The 15,738-nt window shown below is 71.1% G+C and carries 17 protein-coding genes and 1 rRNA gene; 3 read left to right on the top strand and 15 right to left on the bottom strand.

Annotated elements, in window-relative coordinates:
• Positions 1-270 precede the first annotated feature (270 nt).
• Positions 271-1,461 carry a DUF5667 domain-containing protein gene (locus EAO76_RS37870; RefSeq protein ID WP_148840745.1) on the top strand — a complete coding sequence of 397 codons (1,191 nt, stop codon included), beginning with the start codon at positions 271-273 and terminating at the stop codon, positions 1,459-1,461.
• A 121-nt stretch (positions 1,462-1,582) separates the two neighbouring features.
• Here EAO76_RS37870 and EAO76_RS37865 read toward each other — a convergent pair whose 3' ends face one another.
• From EAO76_RS37865 to EAO76_RS37815, 10 genes are all read right to left on the bottom strand, one after another.
• Positions 1,583-2,656 (bottom strand): lysophospholipid acyltransferase family protein, encoded by a 1,074-nt coding sequence (locus EAO76_RS37865; protein ID WP_148840743.1) that lies wholly within the window; start codon positions 2,654-2,656, stop codon positions 1,583-1,585.
• Between the two features lie 15 nt (positions 2,657-2,671).
• Positions 2,672-3,766, bottom strand: a complete 1,095-nt coding sequence (locus tag EAO76_RS37860) for an NAD-dependent epimerase/dehydratase family protein (RefSeq protein WP_148840742.1) — start codon at positions 3,764-3,766, stop codon at positions 2,672-2,674.
• 189 nt (positions 3,767-3,955) lie between these two features.
• Complete coding sequence (locus EAO76_RS37855) at positions 3,956-4,054, bottom strand: 30S ribosomal protein bS22 (protein ID WP_003948845.1); 99 nt, start codon at positions 4,052-4,054, stop codon at positions 3,956-3,958.
• Between the two features lie 110 nt (positions 4,055-4,164).
• A complete protein-coding gene (locus tag EAO76_RS37850; RefSeq protein WP_014046653.1) occupies positions 4,165-4,377 on the bottom strand; it encodes a helix-turn-helix domain-containing protein in 213 nt (70 codons plus the stop codon).
• A gap of 128 nt (positions 4,378-4,505) precedes the next feature.
• Positions 4,506-5,321, bottom strand: a complete 816-nt coding sequence (locus EAO76_RS37845; RefSeq protein WP_148840741.1) for a phosphatase — start codon at positions 5,319-5,321, stop codon at positions 4,506-4,508.
• 123 nt (positions 5,322-5,444) lie between these two features.
• Complete coding sequence (locus tag EAO76_RS37840; RefSeq protein WP_148840738.1) at positions 5,445-6,617, bottom strand: acetoin utilization protein AcuC; 1,173 nt, start codon at positions 6,615-6,617, stop codon at positions 5,445-5,447.
• Positions 6,586-7,797: an MFS transporter gene (locus EAO76_RS37835; RefSeq protein WP_187438942.1), complete on the bottom strand. Its 1,212-nt coding sequence runs from the start codon at positions 7,795-7,797 to the stop codon at positions 6,586-6,588. Before EAO76_RS37835 ends, EAO76_RS37840 begins: the two co-directional genes overlap by 32 nt.
• A 42-nt stretch (positions 7,798-7,839) precedes the next feature.
• The gene (locus EAO76_RS37830) at positions 7,840-8,484 is read right to left on the bottom strand and encodes an HAD family phosphatase (RefSeq protein ID WP_148840737.1); all 645 of its coding nucleotides are present in this window, start codon (positions 8,482-8,484) and stop codon (positions 7,840-7,842) included.
• A gap of 70 nt (positions 8,485-8,554) precedes the next feature.
• Positions 8,555-8,671, bottom strand: a 5S ribosomal RNA gene (gene rrf, locus EAO76_RS37825).
• 699 nt (positions 8,672-9,370) lie between these two features.
• A complete protein-coding gene (locus EAO76_RS37815) occupies positions 9,371-10,399 on the bottom strand; it encodes a GlxA family transcriptional regulator (RefSeq protein ID WP_148840736.1) in 1,029 nt (342 codons plus the stop codon).
• 74 nt (positions 10,400-10,473) lie between these two features.
• Here EAO76_RS37815 and EAO76_RS37810 point away from each other — a divergent pair, with 74 nt between their 5' ends.
• The gene (locus EAO76_RS37810; RefSeq protein WP_148840735.1) at positions 10,474-11,070 is read left to right on the top strand and encodes a cysteine hydrolase family protein; all 597 of its coding nucleotides are present in this window, start codon (positions 10,474-10,476) and stop codon (positions 11,068-11,070) included.
• Between the two features lie 4 nt (positions 11,071-11,074).
• Here EAO76_RS37810 and proC read toward each other — a convergent pair whose 3' ends face one another.
• The 5 genes from proC to EAO76_RS37785 form a co-directional block, all read right to left on the bottom strand.
• Complete coding sequence (gene proC / locus EAO76_RS37805) at positions 11,075-11,884, bottom strand: pyrroline-5-carboxylate reductase (protein WP_148840734.1); 810 nt, start codon at positions 11,882-11,884, stop codon at positions 11,075-11,077.
• A gap of 115 nt (positions 11,885-11,999) precedes the next feature.
• A complete protein-coding gene (locus EAO76_RS37800) occupies positions 12,000-12,737 on the bottom strand; it encodes an ABC transporter permease (RefSeq protein WP_148840733.1) in 738 nt (245 codons plus the stop codon).
• Positions 12,734-13,501 carry an ABC transporter ATP-binding protein gene (locus EAO76_RS37795; protein ID WP_148840732.1) on the bottom strand — a complete coding sequence of 256 codons (768 nt, stop codon included), beginning with the start codon at positions 13,499-13,501 and terminating at the stop codon, positions 12,734-12,736. The genes EAO76_RS37800 and EAO76_RS37795 overlap by 4 nt, the downstream gene beginning before the upstream one ends.
• A gap of 126 nt (positions 13,502-13,627) precedes the next feature.
• Positions 13,628-14,179, bottom strand: a complete 552-nt coding sequence (locus tag EAO76_RS37790; RefSeq protein ID WP_148840731.1) for a hypothetical protein — start codon at positions 14,177-14,179, stop codon at positions 13,628-13,630.
• A gap of 90 nt (positions 14,180-14,269) precedes the next feature.
• On the bottom strand, positions 14,270-14,626 hold the full coding sequence (locus EAO76_RS37785) for an SH3 domain-containing protein (protein WP_187438941.1): 357 nt from the start codon (positions 14,624-14,626) through the stop codon (positions 14,270-14,272).
• 122 nt (positions 14,627-14,748) lie between these two features.
• On the opposite strand from EAO76_RS37785, the gene EAO76_RS46935 reads away from it, so the two are divergent.
• Positions 14,749-15,738: serine/threonine-protein kinase (locus EAO76_RS46935; RefSeq protein WP_262376090.1), on the top strand; the 990-nt coding region annotated here is incomplete at its 3' end.

Here is a 15,738-nt window from a genome sequence, read left to right as displayed (position 1 = left end):
GCCCCGCACCCGAACGCGCCCGCAATCCGCCCCTCGAACACGCCCGCCGCGCCCCGCCACGGACACGCTCGGCGACTCCCCCGTCACGCACTGGTCCGATCATCCTTCGTGCGTAACCCAAGTGCCGCGCCCCTCGTTGTGCCGGTTGCAGGCCCCCTGTCGTCACCCCATGTCCGCCGACACTCACTCATTCGTGTGGAAGCGCTCAAGGTGTGCAACCTTCCGGATCCCCAGGGGAGTCGACCGTCATGACGAGAGGAGGTGCCGCCAGTGATCGCAAACGTTTCGGCACACCGGCGGGCGAACGCCTTCGCCCAGGCCCTGGAGGAGCAGTCGATCCCCGGGGCAACGGCCGAACAGCCCGATGACCCGGCCGAACAGGCCGACCACGGACCGCTGTTGGCCCTGGCGAACGGCCTCGGTGAAGTACCGCGGCCGGAGTTGGACCCCGAGGTCAAAGTGGTGCAACGAGCCCAGCTCGTCGCCGCCATGGAAGCCATGCTCACCGAGGGCGGCGCGTCCGCGGGCCCTACGGTGCCCGAACAGCGCACGAAGGGGGCCCACCGGGCCTCCCCGCTCCGGAAATTGCGTCCCCGTTCCCGCTGGACGAAGGGGCTCGCGGCCGGCGGACTCACCGTCGGTGTGGCGGCGGGAGCCTTCGGCGGAGTGGCCGCTGCCAGTTCCGACGCCCTCCCGGGTGACTCGCTGTACGGGCTCAAGCGCGGCATGGAAGACCTCCACCTCGGCATGGCCAGCGGCGACACCGACCGCGGCAAGGTCTACCTCGACCAGGCGTCGACCCGGCTCAACGAGGCCCGCCGGCTGATGGAGCGCGCCCGCTCCGGCGACCTGGACCACGAACAGCTCAGCGAGATCAGGCGCACGCTCAACGGCATGACGCACGACGCCACCGAGGGCCACCGCCTGCTCAGCTCCGTCTACCGGCGCGACGGCGCCATCGGCCCGATCCAGGCCCTCGACTCCTTCTCCCGCTCGCACCGCGAGAGCTGGAGCAACCTGCGCGACCGGCTGCCCGTACAGCTCATGGACATCGGCGACGAGGTCAGCTCGGTCTTCGACGCCATGGACGAAGAGGTCGAACCGCTGCAGTCGCTGCTGCCCCGCACCCCGGACAGCGGCGACGGCACCCGGCGATCGGACACCACGGAACGCGGCACGGGCCCCTCGCGCACGGACGCCTCCACCAGCCCCTCCTCGCCGGAAGCCTCCCGGGAGCGCACGGACGACAGCACCGCGCCCCGCCCGTCCGGATCGGACACCTCCTCCGACGGCCTGATCTCCGGCGGCACGGACGGCCTCTTCGGCACCCCGCCCCCGGGCGTCGACCCGTCCTCCGACGGCCGGACCGACATCCCGCCCGCCCCGGACGTCACCCTGCCCCCGCTCCTCCCCGGCCTGCTCCCGGGCCTCGGAATCAACGGCGAGAACGCGAACGGCTAGCACGCCCCGCTCGCACAAAAACGCCGCGTCGGCCGCCGGACGGCCCGAACCCGCCCGGCGGCCGACGCCGTACCCGTACCCGTACCCGCGGAAGCACCCCGTGTGCCCGCGGGAACACTCCTCAGAAGAACACCGAGCGCCGCTGCACCAGCAGCTTGTACAGCGTGTGCTGGATCTGCTCCCGCACCTGATCCGTCAGGTTGAACATCAGCATCGGATCCTCCGCCGCCTCCACCGGATACCCGCTCGTGGAGATCGGCTCCCCGAACTGGATCGTCCACTTCGTCGGCAGCGGCACCGCCCCGAGCGGCCCGAGCCAGGGGAACGTCGGCGTGATCGGGAAGTACGGGAATCCCAGCAACCGCGCCAGCGTCTTCGAGTTGCCGATCATCGGGTAGATCTCCTCCGCCCCCACGATCGAGCACGGCACGATCGGCACCCCCGCCCGCAGCGCCGTCGAGACGAAACCGCCCCGCCCGAACCGCTGGAGCTTGTACCGCTCCCCGAAGGGCTTCCCGATGCCCTTGAACCCCTCCGGCATCACCCCGACGACCTCGCCCCGCCGCAACAGCCGCTCCGCGTCCTCCGAGCAGGCCAGCGTGTGCCCGGCCTTGCGGGCCAGCTCGTTCACCACCGGCAGCATGAAGACGAGATCGGCGGCGAGCAGCCGCAGGTGCCGGTCCGCCGGATGGTTGTCGTGCACCGCGACCTGGAGCATCAGCCCGTCGAGCGGCAACGTCCCCGAATGGTTGGCCACGATGAGCGCCCCGCCCTCGGACGGGATGTTCTCGATGCCCTTCACCTCGACCCGGAAGTACTTCTCGTACACCGGCCGCAGCAGCGACATCAGGACCTGATCGGTCAGCTCCTCGTCGTACCCGAACTCGTCGACGTCGTACTCGCCGGTGACCCGGCGCCGCAGGAACGCGAGCCCGCCGGCCAGCCGCCGCTCCCAGCCGCCGCGCCCCTCGTCCGGCGCGGACCCCCCGAGCCCCTCGGCCCCGGGCTCCTCCTTCGGCCGCGGGACGTCCTGCCGGSCCGGCAGGGCGCTCACGGCCGCGGTCCCCACCGCGGGGGCCGTCGCGGGCCCCTGGGCCCGGCCGACGCCCGCCGAGGACCGGCGCCGCGCGGCGCGCGACGAACCGCCCGCCCGCGAACGGTCGTCGTCGAACGGAATGACCTTGGCATCCGCCATCGTCGGTGCGCTCCTCTACCTGGCGCTGGGGGCCGGCACGGTGTCGCCGGCCCCGGTGGTCCCGGGGACATCGCCGTCCGTCCCGGCGAACGGCACGGCGGCCAGCGCGTCGACCGCCCTGCCCACCGTCCCCGGCGGCAGCAGGCCCGGACCCTGGCTGCGCGCGAACTCCGCGAACGTCTCCGCGGTGCTGAAGCGGGGATGGAAACCGAGCGTCTCGCGCATCTGGACGGTGGAGACCACCCGGCCGTGGGTGAGCAGCCGGATCTGCTCCGGCGAGAAGTCCGTCATGCCGACCGTGCGCAGCGCCTGGCCCACCCAGGTGACCGCGGGCAGCAGCAACGGCACCGTCGGCCGCCCCAGCCGCCGCGAGCACTGCGAGAGCAGCAGCACCCCGTCCCCGGCGATGTTGAACGTGCCGCTGTTCAGCGTCCCGCGCCCCGGCTCCCGCGAGGCGGTGCCCAGGACGTCCACGACGTCGTCCTCGTGCACGAACTGGAGCCTCGGGTCGTACCCGAACACCGTCGGCAGCACCGGCAGCGCGAGGTAGTCCGCGAGCGGCGAGTCCGCCTGCGGCCCCAGGATGTTCGCGAATCTGAGCACGCACACGGCGACGTCCGGCCGGCGGCGCGCGAACCCGCGCACGTACCCCTCGACCTCCACCACGTCCTTGGCGAAGCCCCCGCTGGGCAGGGACTTGGGCGGGGTCGTCTCGGTGAAGACCGCCGGGTCGCGGGGCGCCGAGCCGTACACGTTCGTACTCGACTTGACCACCAGCCGACGCACACCGGGCGACTTCTGGCAGGCCCCGAGCAACTGCATGGTGCCGATGACGTTGGTCTCCTTGACCGTCGTCCGGCCGCCCGTGCCGACCGCCTTCGCCGAGACGTCCAGATGCACCACCGTGTCGACGGCGTGCTCGGCGAGGACCCTGGCGATCGCGGGCTGGCGGATGTCCGCCGGTACGAAAACGGCGTCGCCCAGCGGATGTCCCGGTTCGACCGCGTCGACGGCGATCACCCGGTCCACTTCCGGATCACGCTGGATGCGCCGCACGAAGCGGCCCCCCAACTGCCGGGCCGCTCCTGTGACCAGCACGACCTTCCCCAAGATCAGCGCCTTCCGTCCGAAGGTTTCCCTGGCCGTCACCGTAGCGGGTGGTTGTCGCCCCGTGATGACCGCGCGGCTGCCTTCTTCGGTTCCTGCCCGACTTCTTGGTCCGAATGCAGCCGCCCACGACGCACCGCAGCCCTCCCGCCGGGACGGCGGGAGGGCTGCGGAATCACGAACCGCGTTCGCTTACTTCTTGTTGCGACGCTGAACGCGCGTGCGCTTGAGCAGCTTGCGGTGCTTCTTCTTGGCCATCCGCTTGCGCCGCTTCTTGATAACAGAGCCCACGACTACCCTCGCTCACTTCTTCTTCACTGGTGCGGGGCGTCTGGGCCCACACGACCTACGTCGGCCTAGCCTACCCGCCAGCGCGTGAGGGGCGTAATCCGAGGTGAACCTCAGGCGGACTCCACCCCCACAAAGGACTCGCGGAGATACTCGTGAACCGCTTGCTCCGGAACCCGGAAGGACCTGCCCACCCGAATTGCCGGCAGATGACCGCTGTGCACCAAGCGGTACACGGTCATCTTCGACACTCTCATGACCGAGGCGACTTCCGCCACAGTCAGAAACTTGACCTCGTTGAGAGGCCTCTCGCTGCCAGCAGCCATGACCCACCTGTACCTTCCGCACGAGACGCCCACCGGCTTCCCCTCCGGTGACTCTTCGTCGTTGTGCGCTCACTCCCCAGATTAGGGGCGGGTGATGCGAGTGGGGAAGAGGAGAGCCGATCGGCCGCCTACTGTGACAGACACGCCCGATTGAGTACATAGCGCGTGAGCGGCCGGTAGTAGGCCGAGCGGACGGCGTCGTCGAGCGGCACCGCGACCGCGACCCGCCCCTCGGCCTCCCCGACGAACAGCGCGGGATCGTCCGTGTCCGCGAGCCCGATCGCCTCGATGCCCAGCTGACCTGCCCCGCAGACCCAGCCGTGGTCCCCGATCACCAGCTCCGGCAGCGGCCCGCATCCCTCCGCCGCCGCGTCCAGGACCACCCTGACCGGCAGCGGCGAATGCGTGTGTGCGCCGGTGTCACCACCGGGGAGCCGCACGCCGGGTTCGCGCACCATCGCGACTCCCCGTACGTAGTCGAGGCTGAACGTACGTACGCCGAACCGGGTCGTTATGTCGATACATCGCCCCTGCGCGGGAGTGAGTACGGAACACCCGGCCGCCGACATGGCGTCTGCCAGCGCTGCGTAGAAACCGAGCAGCCGGTGCGGATGACCGGTCCCGAACAGCACCGGCGCCCGCCGGACCGCCGCATGCGCGAGCCGCTCCGCGAAAGCGTCCAGACCTGCCAGGGTCCGCTCCGGATCGATCACATCGGGACCCGATACATGCCCGGGATCGGACGAAACCCCGCACCGATCGGCCATCAGACGAAGAAGTTCGTGCTCCTCCCATCCCCGACGGGGATGGAGACCGAGCGTCACCCGCGGGTCCCGGGCCGCGAAGAGCCGATAGCTCCGCAGGCTCTCCTCCCGCGAGGTGGCCACGGGCCCGGCCAGCCGGGCCGCCAGCAGATGCGCACGCAGCGCTCCGGTGCTCAACACTCCACCGATGCTCCCCCAATCACCCGGACGGGGGGCCGGAAGTCCGCTCACGCCCCACAGTTGGCGTAACCATTCCTCGCCACGTGACAGAACCGGCCGCACCCCGACCGGTTCCGCCCCTTCTCAGGTCAGCAGCCCCCGCAGCGGGAACGCCGCCCGCCGCGTCGCCAGCACCGCCTGGTCGAGCCGGTCCGCCGGGTCGTACCCCTCCTCCCACGGCTTCCAGGAGGGGGTGCGTCCGTCCGTCATCCGCCCCGGCCCCAACTGCCGGGTCCGGGCGTAGACCTCGTCCCGCCACGACGGCGGAATCACCGTCTCCGGGTCCACCGGCGCGTGCGCGGCGATCCCCACCAGATGCGTCCAGGACCGCGGCACCACGTCGACCACCGCGTAGCCGCCCCCGCCGAGCGCCAGCCAGCGCCCGTCCTGCGCGTACTCGTGGGCCAGGTCGTGACAGGCCGCCATCACCGCCCGCTGCGCGTCCAGCGACACCGCGAGGTGGGCGAGCGGGTCCTCGAAGTGCGTGTCGGCCCCGTGCTGGCTCACCACCACCTGCGGCCGGAAGTCCGCCAGCAGCTCCGGCACCACCGCGTGGAACGCCCGCAGCCACCCCGCGTCCCCGGTACCGGCTGGCAGCGCCACGTTGACCGCACTGCCCTCGCCCGCCCCGGAACCGGTCTCCTCCGGCCAGCCGGTCTGCGGGAACAGCGTCCGCGGATGCTCGTGCAGCGAAACGGTCAGGACCCGCGGGTCCTCCCAGAAGGCCGCCTGCACCCCGTCGCCGTGGTGCACGTCCACATCGACGTACGCGATCCGTTCGGCGCCCAGCTCCAGCATCCGCGCGATGGCGAGCGCCGCGTCGTTGTAGATGCAGAACCCGGCCGCACCGCCCGGCATGGCGTGATGCAGCCCGCCCGTGAAGTTCACCGCGTGCGCGGTCTCCCCGCGCCACACCGCCTCGGCCGCCGCCACCGACTGCCCGGCGATCAGCGCCGACACCTCGTGCATCCCGGCGAACGCCGGATCGTCCACCGTGCCCAGCCCGTAGCGCTGATCGGCCCGCTTCGGGTCCGCGGACGCGGCCCGCACCGCGGCCACGTAGTCCTCGCGGTGCACCAGCCGCAGCGTGGAGTCCCCGGCCGGCTTGGCCGCCACCACGTCCACCGCGCCGTCGAGTCCCAGGGCCCGGACCAGCCCCATGGTCAGGGCGAGCCTGACGGGGTCCATCGGGTGGCTCTCCCCGAAGTCGTATCCCGTTACTGCGTCATCCCACATCAGCTGTGCGCGGCCGCTCATGCCCGCCACCGTATCGGGCGGGCTCCGCCCCGAACGACTTGGCGTGCACGAGCATCGCGAGCACCAGCACCATCGGCACGAGCATGGCCCCCCGGTAGCTCCACGCGTCCCCGAGCGCCCCCACCAGCGGCGATCCCACCAGGAAGCCCACGTAGTTGAAGACGTTCAGCCGTGCGATCGCCGTGTCGCTCGCCCCGGGGAACATCCGCCCGGCGGCGGCGAACGTCTGCGGCACGATCACGCACAGCCCGAGCCCCAGCATGGTGAACCCGAGCATCCCGGTCCACGTCCCGCGGGCCGCGGCCACCACACCGAAGCCCGCGGCGGCCAGCACGCTCCCGCCCCGCACCACGGCCACCGCCCCGAACCGCCGCACCCCGAAGTCCCCGACGGCCCGCCCCAGCAGCGTCGTCACCATGTAGACGTTGTACGGAACGGTCGACATCTGCTCCGAGCTGCCCAGCACGTCCTGGAGGTACTTGGCGCTCCAGTTGGAGACCGTCGAGTCCCCGATGTACGCGAAGCTCATCACCAGGCAGAGCGGCAGCAGCAGCTTGAAGGAGACCGGAACCGCCCCCTTGCCCCGTTCCTGTCCCGCGCCCGTGCCCTTCTCCGCCGACCCGCCCTCGGTGTACCACCGGCTGCCGACGAACGCCGCGGGCAGCAGCACGACCACCGCCGGCAGGTACGAGACCAGCAGCGACAGGTCCCAGTGCGCCCCCGCCCAGGCCATGGACGCCCCGGCGATCCCGCCGAGACTGTACGCGGCGTGGAACCCCAGCATGATCGAGCGCCCGTACGCCCGCTGGAGACTGACTCCCATCATGTTCATCGAGGCGTCCAGCGCCCCGACGGCGATCCCGAACACCCCCAGCGCCAGGGCCACTTGCCACAGCGCGTCACCGGCACCGGCACCGAGGAGCGCGAGCATCACGACGGGCTGCGCCCACCTCAGCACGACCCCGGGCCGTACCCGTGCGACCACCTTCTCGGTGACCACACTGCCCACTCCCGCCAGGATGGGTACCGCGGCGAGGAACACGGGCAGCAGCCCGTCGGATATCCCGTACCGGTCCTGGATGGCGGGAATCCGTGTCACCAGCAGGGCGAAGGTGACCCCTTGCACGAAGAAGCTCAACGTGAGGGAAGCCCGGCCGTGCCGCAAGCGAGCATCTGTCATGGCCGCGAGCGTAAGGCCAGTCTCTACCCGTGGGTAGATGGATCAGGCGAGCAATTCCGGGAGTTGGCCCATGTCGGAGAAGTAGCCGGTCACACCGGTGAGCCGGTCCGCCGGCATCATCGACGTGAACCCGTACACGTCCATGCCCGCGGCCCTGGCCGCCTCCACTCCGAGCGGGCTGTCCTCGATGACGACGCACCGTTCGGGACGGACCCCCATCCGCTCGGCGGCGTGCAGGAACAGGTCGGGGGCCGGCTTGCCCCGCCCCACGTCCTCCGAGCTGAAGATCCATTCCTCCTCGAACCACTGGTCCATCCCGGTCTTCCGGTGTCCGGCCCGGATCCGCTCGTGGCTGCCGGAGGACGCGACGCAGTACGGAACCCCGTCGGCGACGAGCTTTCCCAGCACGTCGGCGATGCCCGGCACCGGCTCCAACTCCTGCTGGAAAGCGGCGACGGTCCGCGCGTGGAGCGTCGCGTCGAAGTCCTCGGGCAGCTTCTCCCCGGTCCGTTCCTCGACGAGGTCGTGCACCCGGTGCACGGCCGACCCCATGTAGTCGCGAAGGCTCTCCTGGTACGAAGTGGGGTGGCCGAGCTCCGTGAGGTACTCGGCCAGGATGGTGTTGGCGATCGGCTCGCTGTCCACGAGCACACCGTCGTTGTCGAAGATGACCAGTTCGTAGCGCATGGTCCGAGACTAGACGCCGAAACGCAGAAAAGCCCCGCACCATGAGGTGCGGGGCTCTCCCGGAATGATTGTTCGGCGGCGTCCTACTCTCCCACAGGGTCCCCCCTGCAGTACCATCGGCGCTGAAAGGCTTAGCTTCCGGGTTCGGAATGTAACCGGGCGTTTCCCTAACGCAATGACCACCGAAACACTATGAAATTCTGAACAACCGGTGACAACACAGCCGTTCGTTATTTCAGAACAAACACAGTGGACGCGAGCAACTGAGGACAAGCCCTCGGCCTATTAGTACCAGTCAGCTCCACCCGTTACCGGGCTTCCACATCTGGCGCTGTGCAATTGCCTGCCGGAACCCGAAGGATCCCGCAGGACTTTCAAAGGAACCACCAACCTGCCGTAGCAGGCCGGGGTATCAACATATCTGGCGTTGACTTTTGGCACGCTGTTGAGTTCTCAAGGAACGGACGCTTCCTTTGTACTCACCCTCTCGGGCTTTCCTCCGGGCTTTTCCCTCCGGTCTTGCGTTTCCGACTCTATCAGATCCTTTCGGACCCGATTCCCGGTCAGCGGGATTCGCCTTCCAGGTCCTCCGCTTCCGCGTTTTCCCTTTCCGGCGGTTCCGACTCTATCAGATCCTTTCGGGCCTGATTCCCAGTCAGCGGGATTCGTCTTCCCGGCCGTTGGGCCGTTCCGACTGGTGAGACTTTAGCGGAATCCAGGGCCCCGACACCAATCGGGGCTGCGTTCCTTCGAACGCGGTTTCCTCATTCCGCAAATGCACACGGAAAAGCCGGGCGACAGATGTCGCCGACTCGGTGTGAATACTGCGGAATGGTCGTCCGGGGCCGACCGGAGTCGGTTCTCACGTCGGACAACTCGGAGCACACTACGGATCGGGGCATGCCGTGTCAACCCCGGATCGCGTCGGGTCCTGGTGGAAGGCCAGGCGGTAGGCGCGGGGGCTGGTGGAGAGGTGGGTCGCGAAGTGCTGGCGCATGGTGACCTCGCTGCCGAAGCCGGTGCGGCGGGCGACCTCGGGAAGGGGGAGGTCGGTGCGCTCCAGGAGCTTCTGGGCCGCGGCGACGCGTTGGGTGATCAGCCAGCGCAGGGGGGTCGTGCCGGTGCCGGCCTGGAAGTGGCGGGCGAAGGAGCGGGGGGACATCCCGGCGCGGGCGGCGAGGTCGGCGACCGTGTGGGGCTCGGACAGATGGGCCAGGGCGAAGGCCCGTACCGAGGCGAGGGCGTCGGCGTCCCGGTCGGCCCGGGGCGTGGGGTGCTCGATGAACTGGGCCTGGGTGCCGGTGCGGAACGGGGCGGTGACCATGGCGCGCGCGATGGCCGCGGCGGCCTCCGCGCCGTGGACGGTACGGACGAGGTGGAGGCAGAGGTCGATGCCGGCGGCGACGCCCGCGGAGGTCCAGATGCCGGTGTCCTCGACGAAGAGGGCGTCCGGTTCGACGCGTACACAGGGGTGCCGGACGCTCAGGCGGTCGGCGAGGTACCAGTGGGTGACCGCGCGGCGGCCGTCGAGGAGACCGGCGCGGGCGAGCACGAAGGCCCCTGCGCAGAGCGCGGCGACCGGGGTGCCGGCGGCGTGGGCGCGGCGCAGGGCGTCGAGCACGGGCTCGGGGACGTCGGCGTCCGGATCCTCGACGCCCGGCACGACGACGAGGTCGGCGCGATCGAGCCAGTCGAGGCCGCGGTCGGCGGTGAGGGAGAGGAAGCCGCCCAGGGGGACGGGCACGGCGGGGTCGGCGGCGACGCGGCGGAGCTCGAAGGGCGGTACTCCGCGGGGGGCGCGGTCACGGCCCCAGACCTCCTGGACGACGGAGACGTCGAAGGCCCGGATGCCGGGGAAGGCGAGGAGGGCGATGCGCTGAGGCGTCGGCTTCGGTGTCGGTGTCGGCGTCGGCACCTTGGCAGTAAACCATCGATCGCCGTCTTTTCTGCCTCTGGGGCCGCGGTCCACGGGCCAGCAGGATCGAGGGCATGGAGAACACGGAGATCAACGACAACGCGGCCCTGATCGTCATCGACGTGCAGAAGGGCTTCGAGTACGAGTTCTGGGGTCGGCGGAACAACCCCGACGCGGAACGGAACATCGCGACGCTGATCGACGCCTGGCAGGAGACGGGGCGTCCGGTGGTGTTCGTACGGCACGACTCGCTGCACCCCGGTTCGCCGCTGGAGCCGGGGACCGGCGGGAACGAGTTCAAGGACTTCGTCGAGGAGCGGAGGGGGAAGGGCTCCGGGCCGGAGGTGCTGGTTCGGAAGACCGTGAACTCGGCGTTCTACGGGGAGCCGGACCTGGACGCCTGGCTGAAGGGCGCGGGCGTCTCGCAGGTCGTGGTCGTGGGCATCCAGACGAACATGTGCAACGAGACCACCGCGCGGATGGGCGGGAACCTCGGGTACGACGTGCTGTTCCCGCTGGACGCGATGCACACCTTCGACCTGGCCGGGCCCTTCGGCTGGACGCAGACCGCGGAGGAGCTGACCCGGGCGACGGCGGTGTCGCTGCACGGCGGGCGGTTCGCCCGGGTCGTGACCACGGAGGACGTGCTGGAGGGTGCGTCCGCCCGGTAGGGGCTCAGCCGTTGCCGGAGGCGAGTTCGCGGCTGCGGTCGCGGGCGGCTTCGAGGGCGGCGATGAGGGCGGCGCGCACGCCGTGGTTCTCCAGCTCGCGGATGGCGCTGATGGTGGTGCCGGCCGGGCTGGTGACGGCCTCGCGGAGCTTGACCGGGTGCTCGCCGCTGTCGCGGAGCATGACGGCGGCGCCGATGGCGGCCTGGACGATCAGTTCGTGGGCCTGGGCGCGGGGCAGGCCGAGCAGGATGCCCGCGTCGGTCATCGCCTCGACGAGGAAGTAGAAGTAGGCGGGGCCGGAGCCGGAGAGGGCGGTCGCCGCGTCCTGCTGGGACTCGGGGACGCGGAGGGTCTTGCCGACGCCGCCGAAGATCGCCTCGGCGGCGTCGAGGTGGCCGGTGGTGGCGTGGCTGCCCGCGGAGATGACGGACATGCCCTCGTCGACGAGGACGGGGGTGTTCGGCATGACGCGCACGACCGGGGTCCCCCCGGTGAGGCGGTCCTCGATGAAGGCGGTCGTGATGCCCGCCGCGGCGCTGATGACCAGGCGGTCGGCGGTGACGTGCGGGGCGAGTTCGTCGAGCAGCCGGCCCATGTCCTGGGGCTTGACCGCGAGGATGAGGATGTCTGCGCGGGCGGCGGCCTCGGCGTTGGTGACGGACTCGACGCCGTAGCGGTTGTGGAGTTCCTCGGCGCGCTCGGAGCGGCGGGTGGTGACCAGCAGGCTCCCCGGGCGCCAGCCCGCCCGGATCATGCCGCTGAGCAGGGCCTCGCCGATCTTTCCGGTGCCGAGGACTGCAACTGTCTGGGTCATGTGGTTCACCCTCCGGGCGGTGCTCGCGGATCTCGGTGCGTCGTGCCGACGGCGTGTCGCGGCGGCGGTGAGCCGTGGCGTCGTGCCGACGCCGTCATCCTCGCACCGGGGCGGATCAGGCCGTGCGGCGGCGGAGGGTGGCGGCGCCGAGGACGAGTACCAGGACGGCGCAGCCCGCGACGACCACGACGTCGCGGACGAAGTCGCCGGTGACGTCGGGGTGGTGGAGGACCTCGTTCATGCCGTCGACCGCGTACGACATGGGCAGGACGTTCGAGAGGGCTTCGAGGGCGGGAGCCATCCGATCGCGGGGGACGAAGAGTCCGCAGAGCAGGAGCTGCGGGAAGATCACGGCGGGCATGAACTGGACGGCCTGGAACTCGGACGCGGCGAAGGCCGAGACGAACAGGCCCAGGGCCGTGCCGAGCAGGGCGTCGAGCAGGGCGACGAGGAGCAGCAGCCACGGGGAGCCGATGACGTCCAGGCCCAGCGCCCATACCGAGACCGCGGTGGCCAGCAGGGACTGGAGGATCGCGACGGCGCCGAACGCGAGGGCGTAGCCGGCGATCAGGTCGCCCTTGCCGAGCGGCATCGCGAGGAGGCGTTCGAGGGTGCCGGAGGTGCGTTCGCGCAGGGTGGCGATCGAGGTCACCAGGAACATCGTGATCAGCGGGAAGATGCCGAGGAGCGAGGCGCCGATGGCGTCGAAGGTGCTGGGGCTGCCGTCGAACACGTACCGGAGCAGCGTGATCATCAGGACCGGGATCAGGAGCAGCAGGGCGACGGTGCGGGGGTCGTGGGCCAGTTGGCGCAGGACCCGGGCGGCGGTGGCGAGGGTGCGGGCCGGGCTCATTCGGCGGTCTCCTGACGGGTGGCGGCGCGGTCGACCAGGTGGAGGAAGGCCGCTTCGACGGTGTCGGCGCGGGCGGCGGTGCGCAGGGCCCCGGGGGTGCCGTCGGCGAGGATCGCGCCCTCGCGCATGAGGAGCAGCCGGTGGCAGCGTTCGGCCTCGTCCATGACGTGGGAGGAGACGAGGAGGGTGGTGCCGTGCTCGTCGGCGAGGCGGTGGAAGAGGTTCCACAGGTCGCGGCGGAGCACGGGGTCCAGGCCCACGGTCGGTTCGTCGAGGACCAGGAGTTCCGGGGTGCCGAGCAGCGCGACGGCCAGGGAGACGCGGGCGAGCTGGCCGCCGGAGAGGGACCCGGCGAGGGCGTCGGCGCGGTCGGCCAGGTCGACCTCGGCGAGGACGCGCGCGACGTCGGCGCGGCGGGCGTCCCGGTACCGGCGTCCCGGTCGGAGGATCGCCGCGAAGTAGTCGAGGTTCTGCCGGACGGTCAGGTCGGCGTAGACCGACGGGTCCTGGGTGACGTAGCCGACGCGCGGGCGGAGGGTGGCGTGGCCCGCGGGGCTGCCCAGCACGAGGAGGGTGCCGACGACCTTGGCCTGGGTGCCCACGACGGCACGCATCAGGGTGGATTTGCCGCAGCCGGAGGGGCCGAGGAGGCCGGTGATCCTGCCGGGCCGGACGGTGAAGTCGAGGCCGCGGAGGACGGTGCGGTTGCCTCGTACGACGGTGAGGCCACGGGCCTCGACGGCGGCGCCCGAAGAATTCATCATGTGATGAATTTTTCTCCGGGCCCATCCGCCCGTCAAGGAAGCGGACAGGACGGGAAGAGAGCGGGGCGGAAACAGGGGCGAAGCAAGAACAGGAACGCGAGCGGGGCCAGGAGCGGGAGTCCGGGGTTACTTGCGCTTGGGGCGCTTGCCCTTGGCGTTCTTGCGGGCCGCCGGGTTCCCGGTACGGGCCGAACGGCGCTTCTCGTAACGGGCCAGGGCCGTCTCGTACTCCGTGCGGTGCAGCCGCTCGCCCGGTGCCTCCCGGAACGTACGGAGGAAGTACGCGATCAGCGAGCCGACGAAGCCGATCGTCTTGAGGCCGCGCAGATTGGCCTCGCGCACCGGGTCGGCGGGGCGGCGGCTGAACCCCTCCCACGTCTTGCGGAAGGCGATGGCGCTGCAGATGGCGAACATCAGGACCACCAGCATGCCGACGAAACCGCCCACGTCGGCGATCTCCAGCCCCTGGTAGGCGAAGCGGAGCACGAAGCCGGCGGCGACCGCGGCGGCCAGGGAGCCGATCGAGACCCCGACCCGGCGCAGCCCGTAACCCCCGCTGTGGTCGACCCAGGTCGTACCGAAGAAGCGCAGGGGCTCGGGCCGCGGGCCCGGGGTGGGGCCGGGCGCGGTGCTGCCGGGCGTGGTGCCGGAACCGGGGGCTTCGCTGTTCTCGCTCACGGGGTCGATTATCCCCGTGCCGTCGCCGCCCCGGCCGCGATCCCCGTCACGCCCGCGCCCGACCCCGCGCCCCGTCCCCGCCGGACGTCGTCAGTCGCAGCGCGGGGCGATGTAGCCGTCGCTGCCGGTGTGGACGTAGGCGTCCGCCACGAACTGGCCGTTGGCGATGTTGTCCCAGAGGTTCGAGGTGCCGTACGGGCCGGTGACCCGCTCCCCCGGCTTCTGGCAGTAGACCGGGACCCGCATTCCGTACGGGAGGGTCCTGACGATCCCGTACTTGGTGCCCGGTCCCCGGCGGACGTTGACTCGGTAGCCGGGCGCGATCGGGTACCTGGCGACGTCGTCGGAGCCGGCCGTCGCCAGGTCCTCGCCCTCCTCGAACGCCTGCGCGTCCTCGCCGGTTGCGGTCTCGTCGGCGTGCTCTTCCATGCGCTCTTCCGTGGCCATGCGGCCCTCCCCCGTTGAGAGATGGTGTACGACGCGCAGGCTACATAGCTCCCCCCGGATCGCACGCACCATCGACTAGGCTCCGTGCGTCGCGCTTGCGGACGAACACACGGGGGTGGGCGATGCCGCCGCTGCGAGGTACCGGGGCCAATCCGGAAGCGGAGCATCCGGAGTACGCCGGGCAGTACTGCCTTGAGGCACGTCTCGGCGCGGGCGGCATGGGCGTGGTGCATCTGGCGCGCTCCGCCTCCGGCCTTCAGCTCGCCGTCAAGGTGGTGCACCAGCAGTACGCGGCGGATCCCGAGTTCAGGGCGCGTTTCCGGCAGGAGGTCGGGGCCGCCCGGCGGGTCAGCGGCGCCTTCACCGCGCCGGTGGTCGACGCCGATCCGGACGCGGTGCTGCCCTGGATGGCCACCCTGTACGTACCCGGCCCCACCCTCGCCGACCAGGTGAAGCGGAACGGGCCGATGGCCCCCGCGGAACTGCGCAGGCTGACGGCGGGACTCGCCGAGGCGCTGCGCGACATCCACCGGGCCGGGGTGATCCACCGCGACCTCAAGCCGAGCAACGTGCTGCTCTCCGACTCCGGGCCCAAGGTCATCGACTTCGGGATCTCCCGGCCGTACGACAGCGATCTGCGCACCGAGACGGGCAAGTTGATCGGCTCGCCGCCGTACATGGCGCCCGAGCAGTTCCAGCGACCGCGCGAGGTCGGGCCCGCCGCCGACGTGTTCGCCCTGGGGGGCGTGCTCGTCCACGCGGCGACCGGCCGGGGTCCCTTCGACTCGGACAGCCCGTACATCGTGGCCTACCAGGTGGTGCACGACGAGGCCGATCTGGCGGGCGTGCCGGAGGACCTGGCCCCGCTGATCGGGCAGTGCCTGGCGAAGGACCCCGCCGGGCGGCCCACCCCGGACGAGATCATGCGGGCGCTGCGGCCACCGTCGTACGAGGCCGCCGCGTTCATACCGTCGCAGCGGCGACCGGCGGCGGCCTTCGAGCCGACGGCCGCGGTGTCGGCGCTGGTGCCGGGGAGCGACGCGGAAACCGGCCCGGACACGGACACGCACGTGGGCGCGGGCGCGCCGGGCGGCGGAAGGACGGGCGGGGGC

Source organism: Streptomyces sp. sk2.1 (assembly GCF_008120935.1).
GTDB lineage: Bacteria > Actinomycetota > Actinomycetes > Streptomycetales > Streptomycetaceae > Streptomyces.
The sequence above is the reverse complement of the archived record's forward strand: the minus strand, read 5'-3'. Positions and strand labels throughout refer to the sequence as shown.

What these genes read in the sequence shown, in the direction of transcription:
- EAO76_RS37830 (WP_148840737.1), bottom strand. Translation starts at nt 8,484, where the DNA reads ATGCGCTACGAACTGGTCATCTTCGACAACGACGGTGTGCTCGTGGAC.
- EAO76_RS37810 (WP_148840735.1), top strand. Translation starts at nt 10,474, where the DNA reads ATGGAGAACACGGAGATCAACGACAACGCGGCCCTGATCGTCATCGAC.
- EAO76_RS37800 (WP_148840733.1), bottom strand. Translation starts at nt 12,737, where the DNA reads ATGAGCCCGGCCCGCACCCTCGCCACCGCCGCCCGGGTCCTGCGCCAA.
- EAO76_RS37850 (WP_014046653.1), bottom strand. Translation starts at nt 4,377, where the DNA reads ATGGCTGCTGGCAGCGAGAGGCCTCTCAACGAGGTCAAGTTTCTGACT.
- EAO76_RS37785 (WP_187438941.1), bottom strand. Translation starts at nt 14,626, where the DNA reads ATGGCCACGGAAGAGCGCATGGAAGAGCACGCCGACGAGACCGCAACC.
- EAO76_RS37835 (WP_187438942.1), bottom strand. Translation starts at nt 7,797, where the DNA reads ATGACAGATGCTCGCTTGCGGCACGGCCGGGCTTCCCTCACGTTGAGC.
- EAO76_RS37795 (WP_148840732.1), bottom strand. Translation starts at nt 13,501, where the DNA reads ATGATGAATTCTTCGGGCGCCGCCGTCGAGGCCCGTGGCCTCACCGTC.
- proC (WP_148840734.1), bottom strand. Translation starts at nt 11,884, where the DNA reads ATGACCCAGACAGTTGCAGTCCTCGGCACCGGAAAGATCGGCGAGGCC.
- EAO76_RS37840 (WP_148840738.1), bottom strand. Translation starts at nt 6,617, where the DNA reads ATGAGCGGCCGCGCACAGCTGATGTGGGATGACGCAGTAACGGGATAC.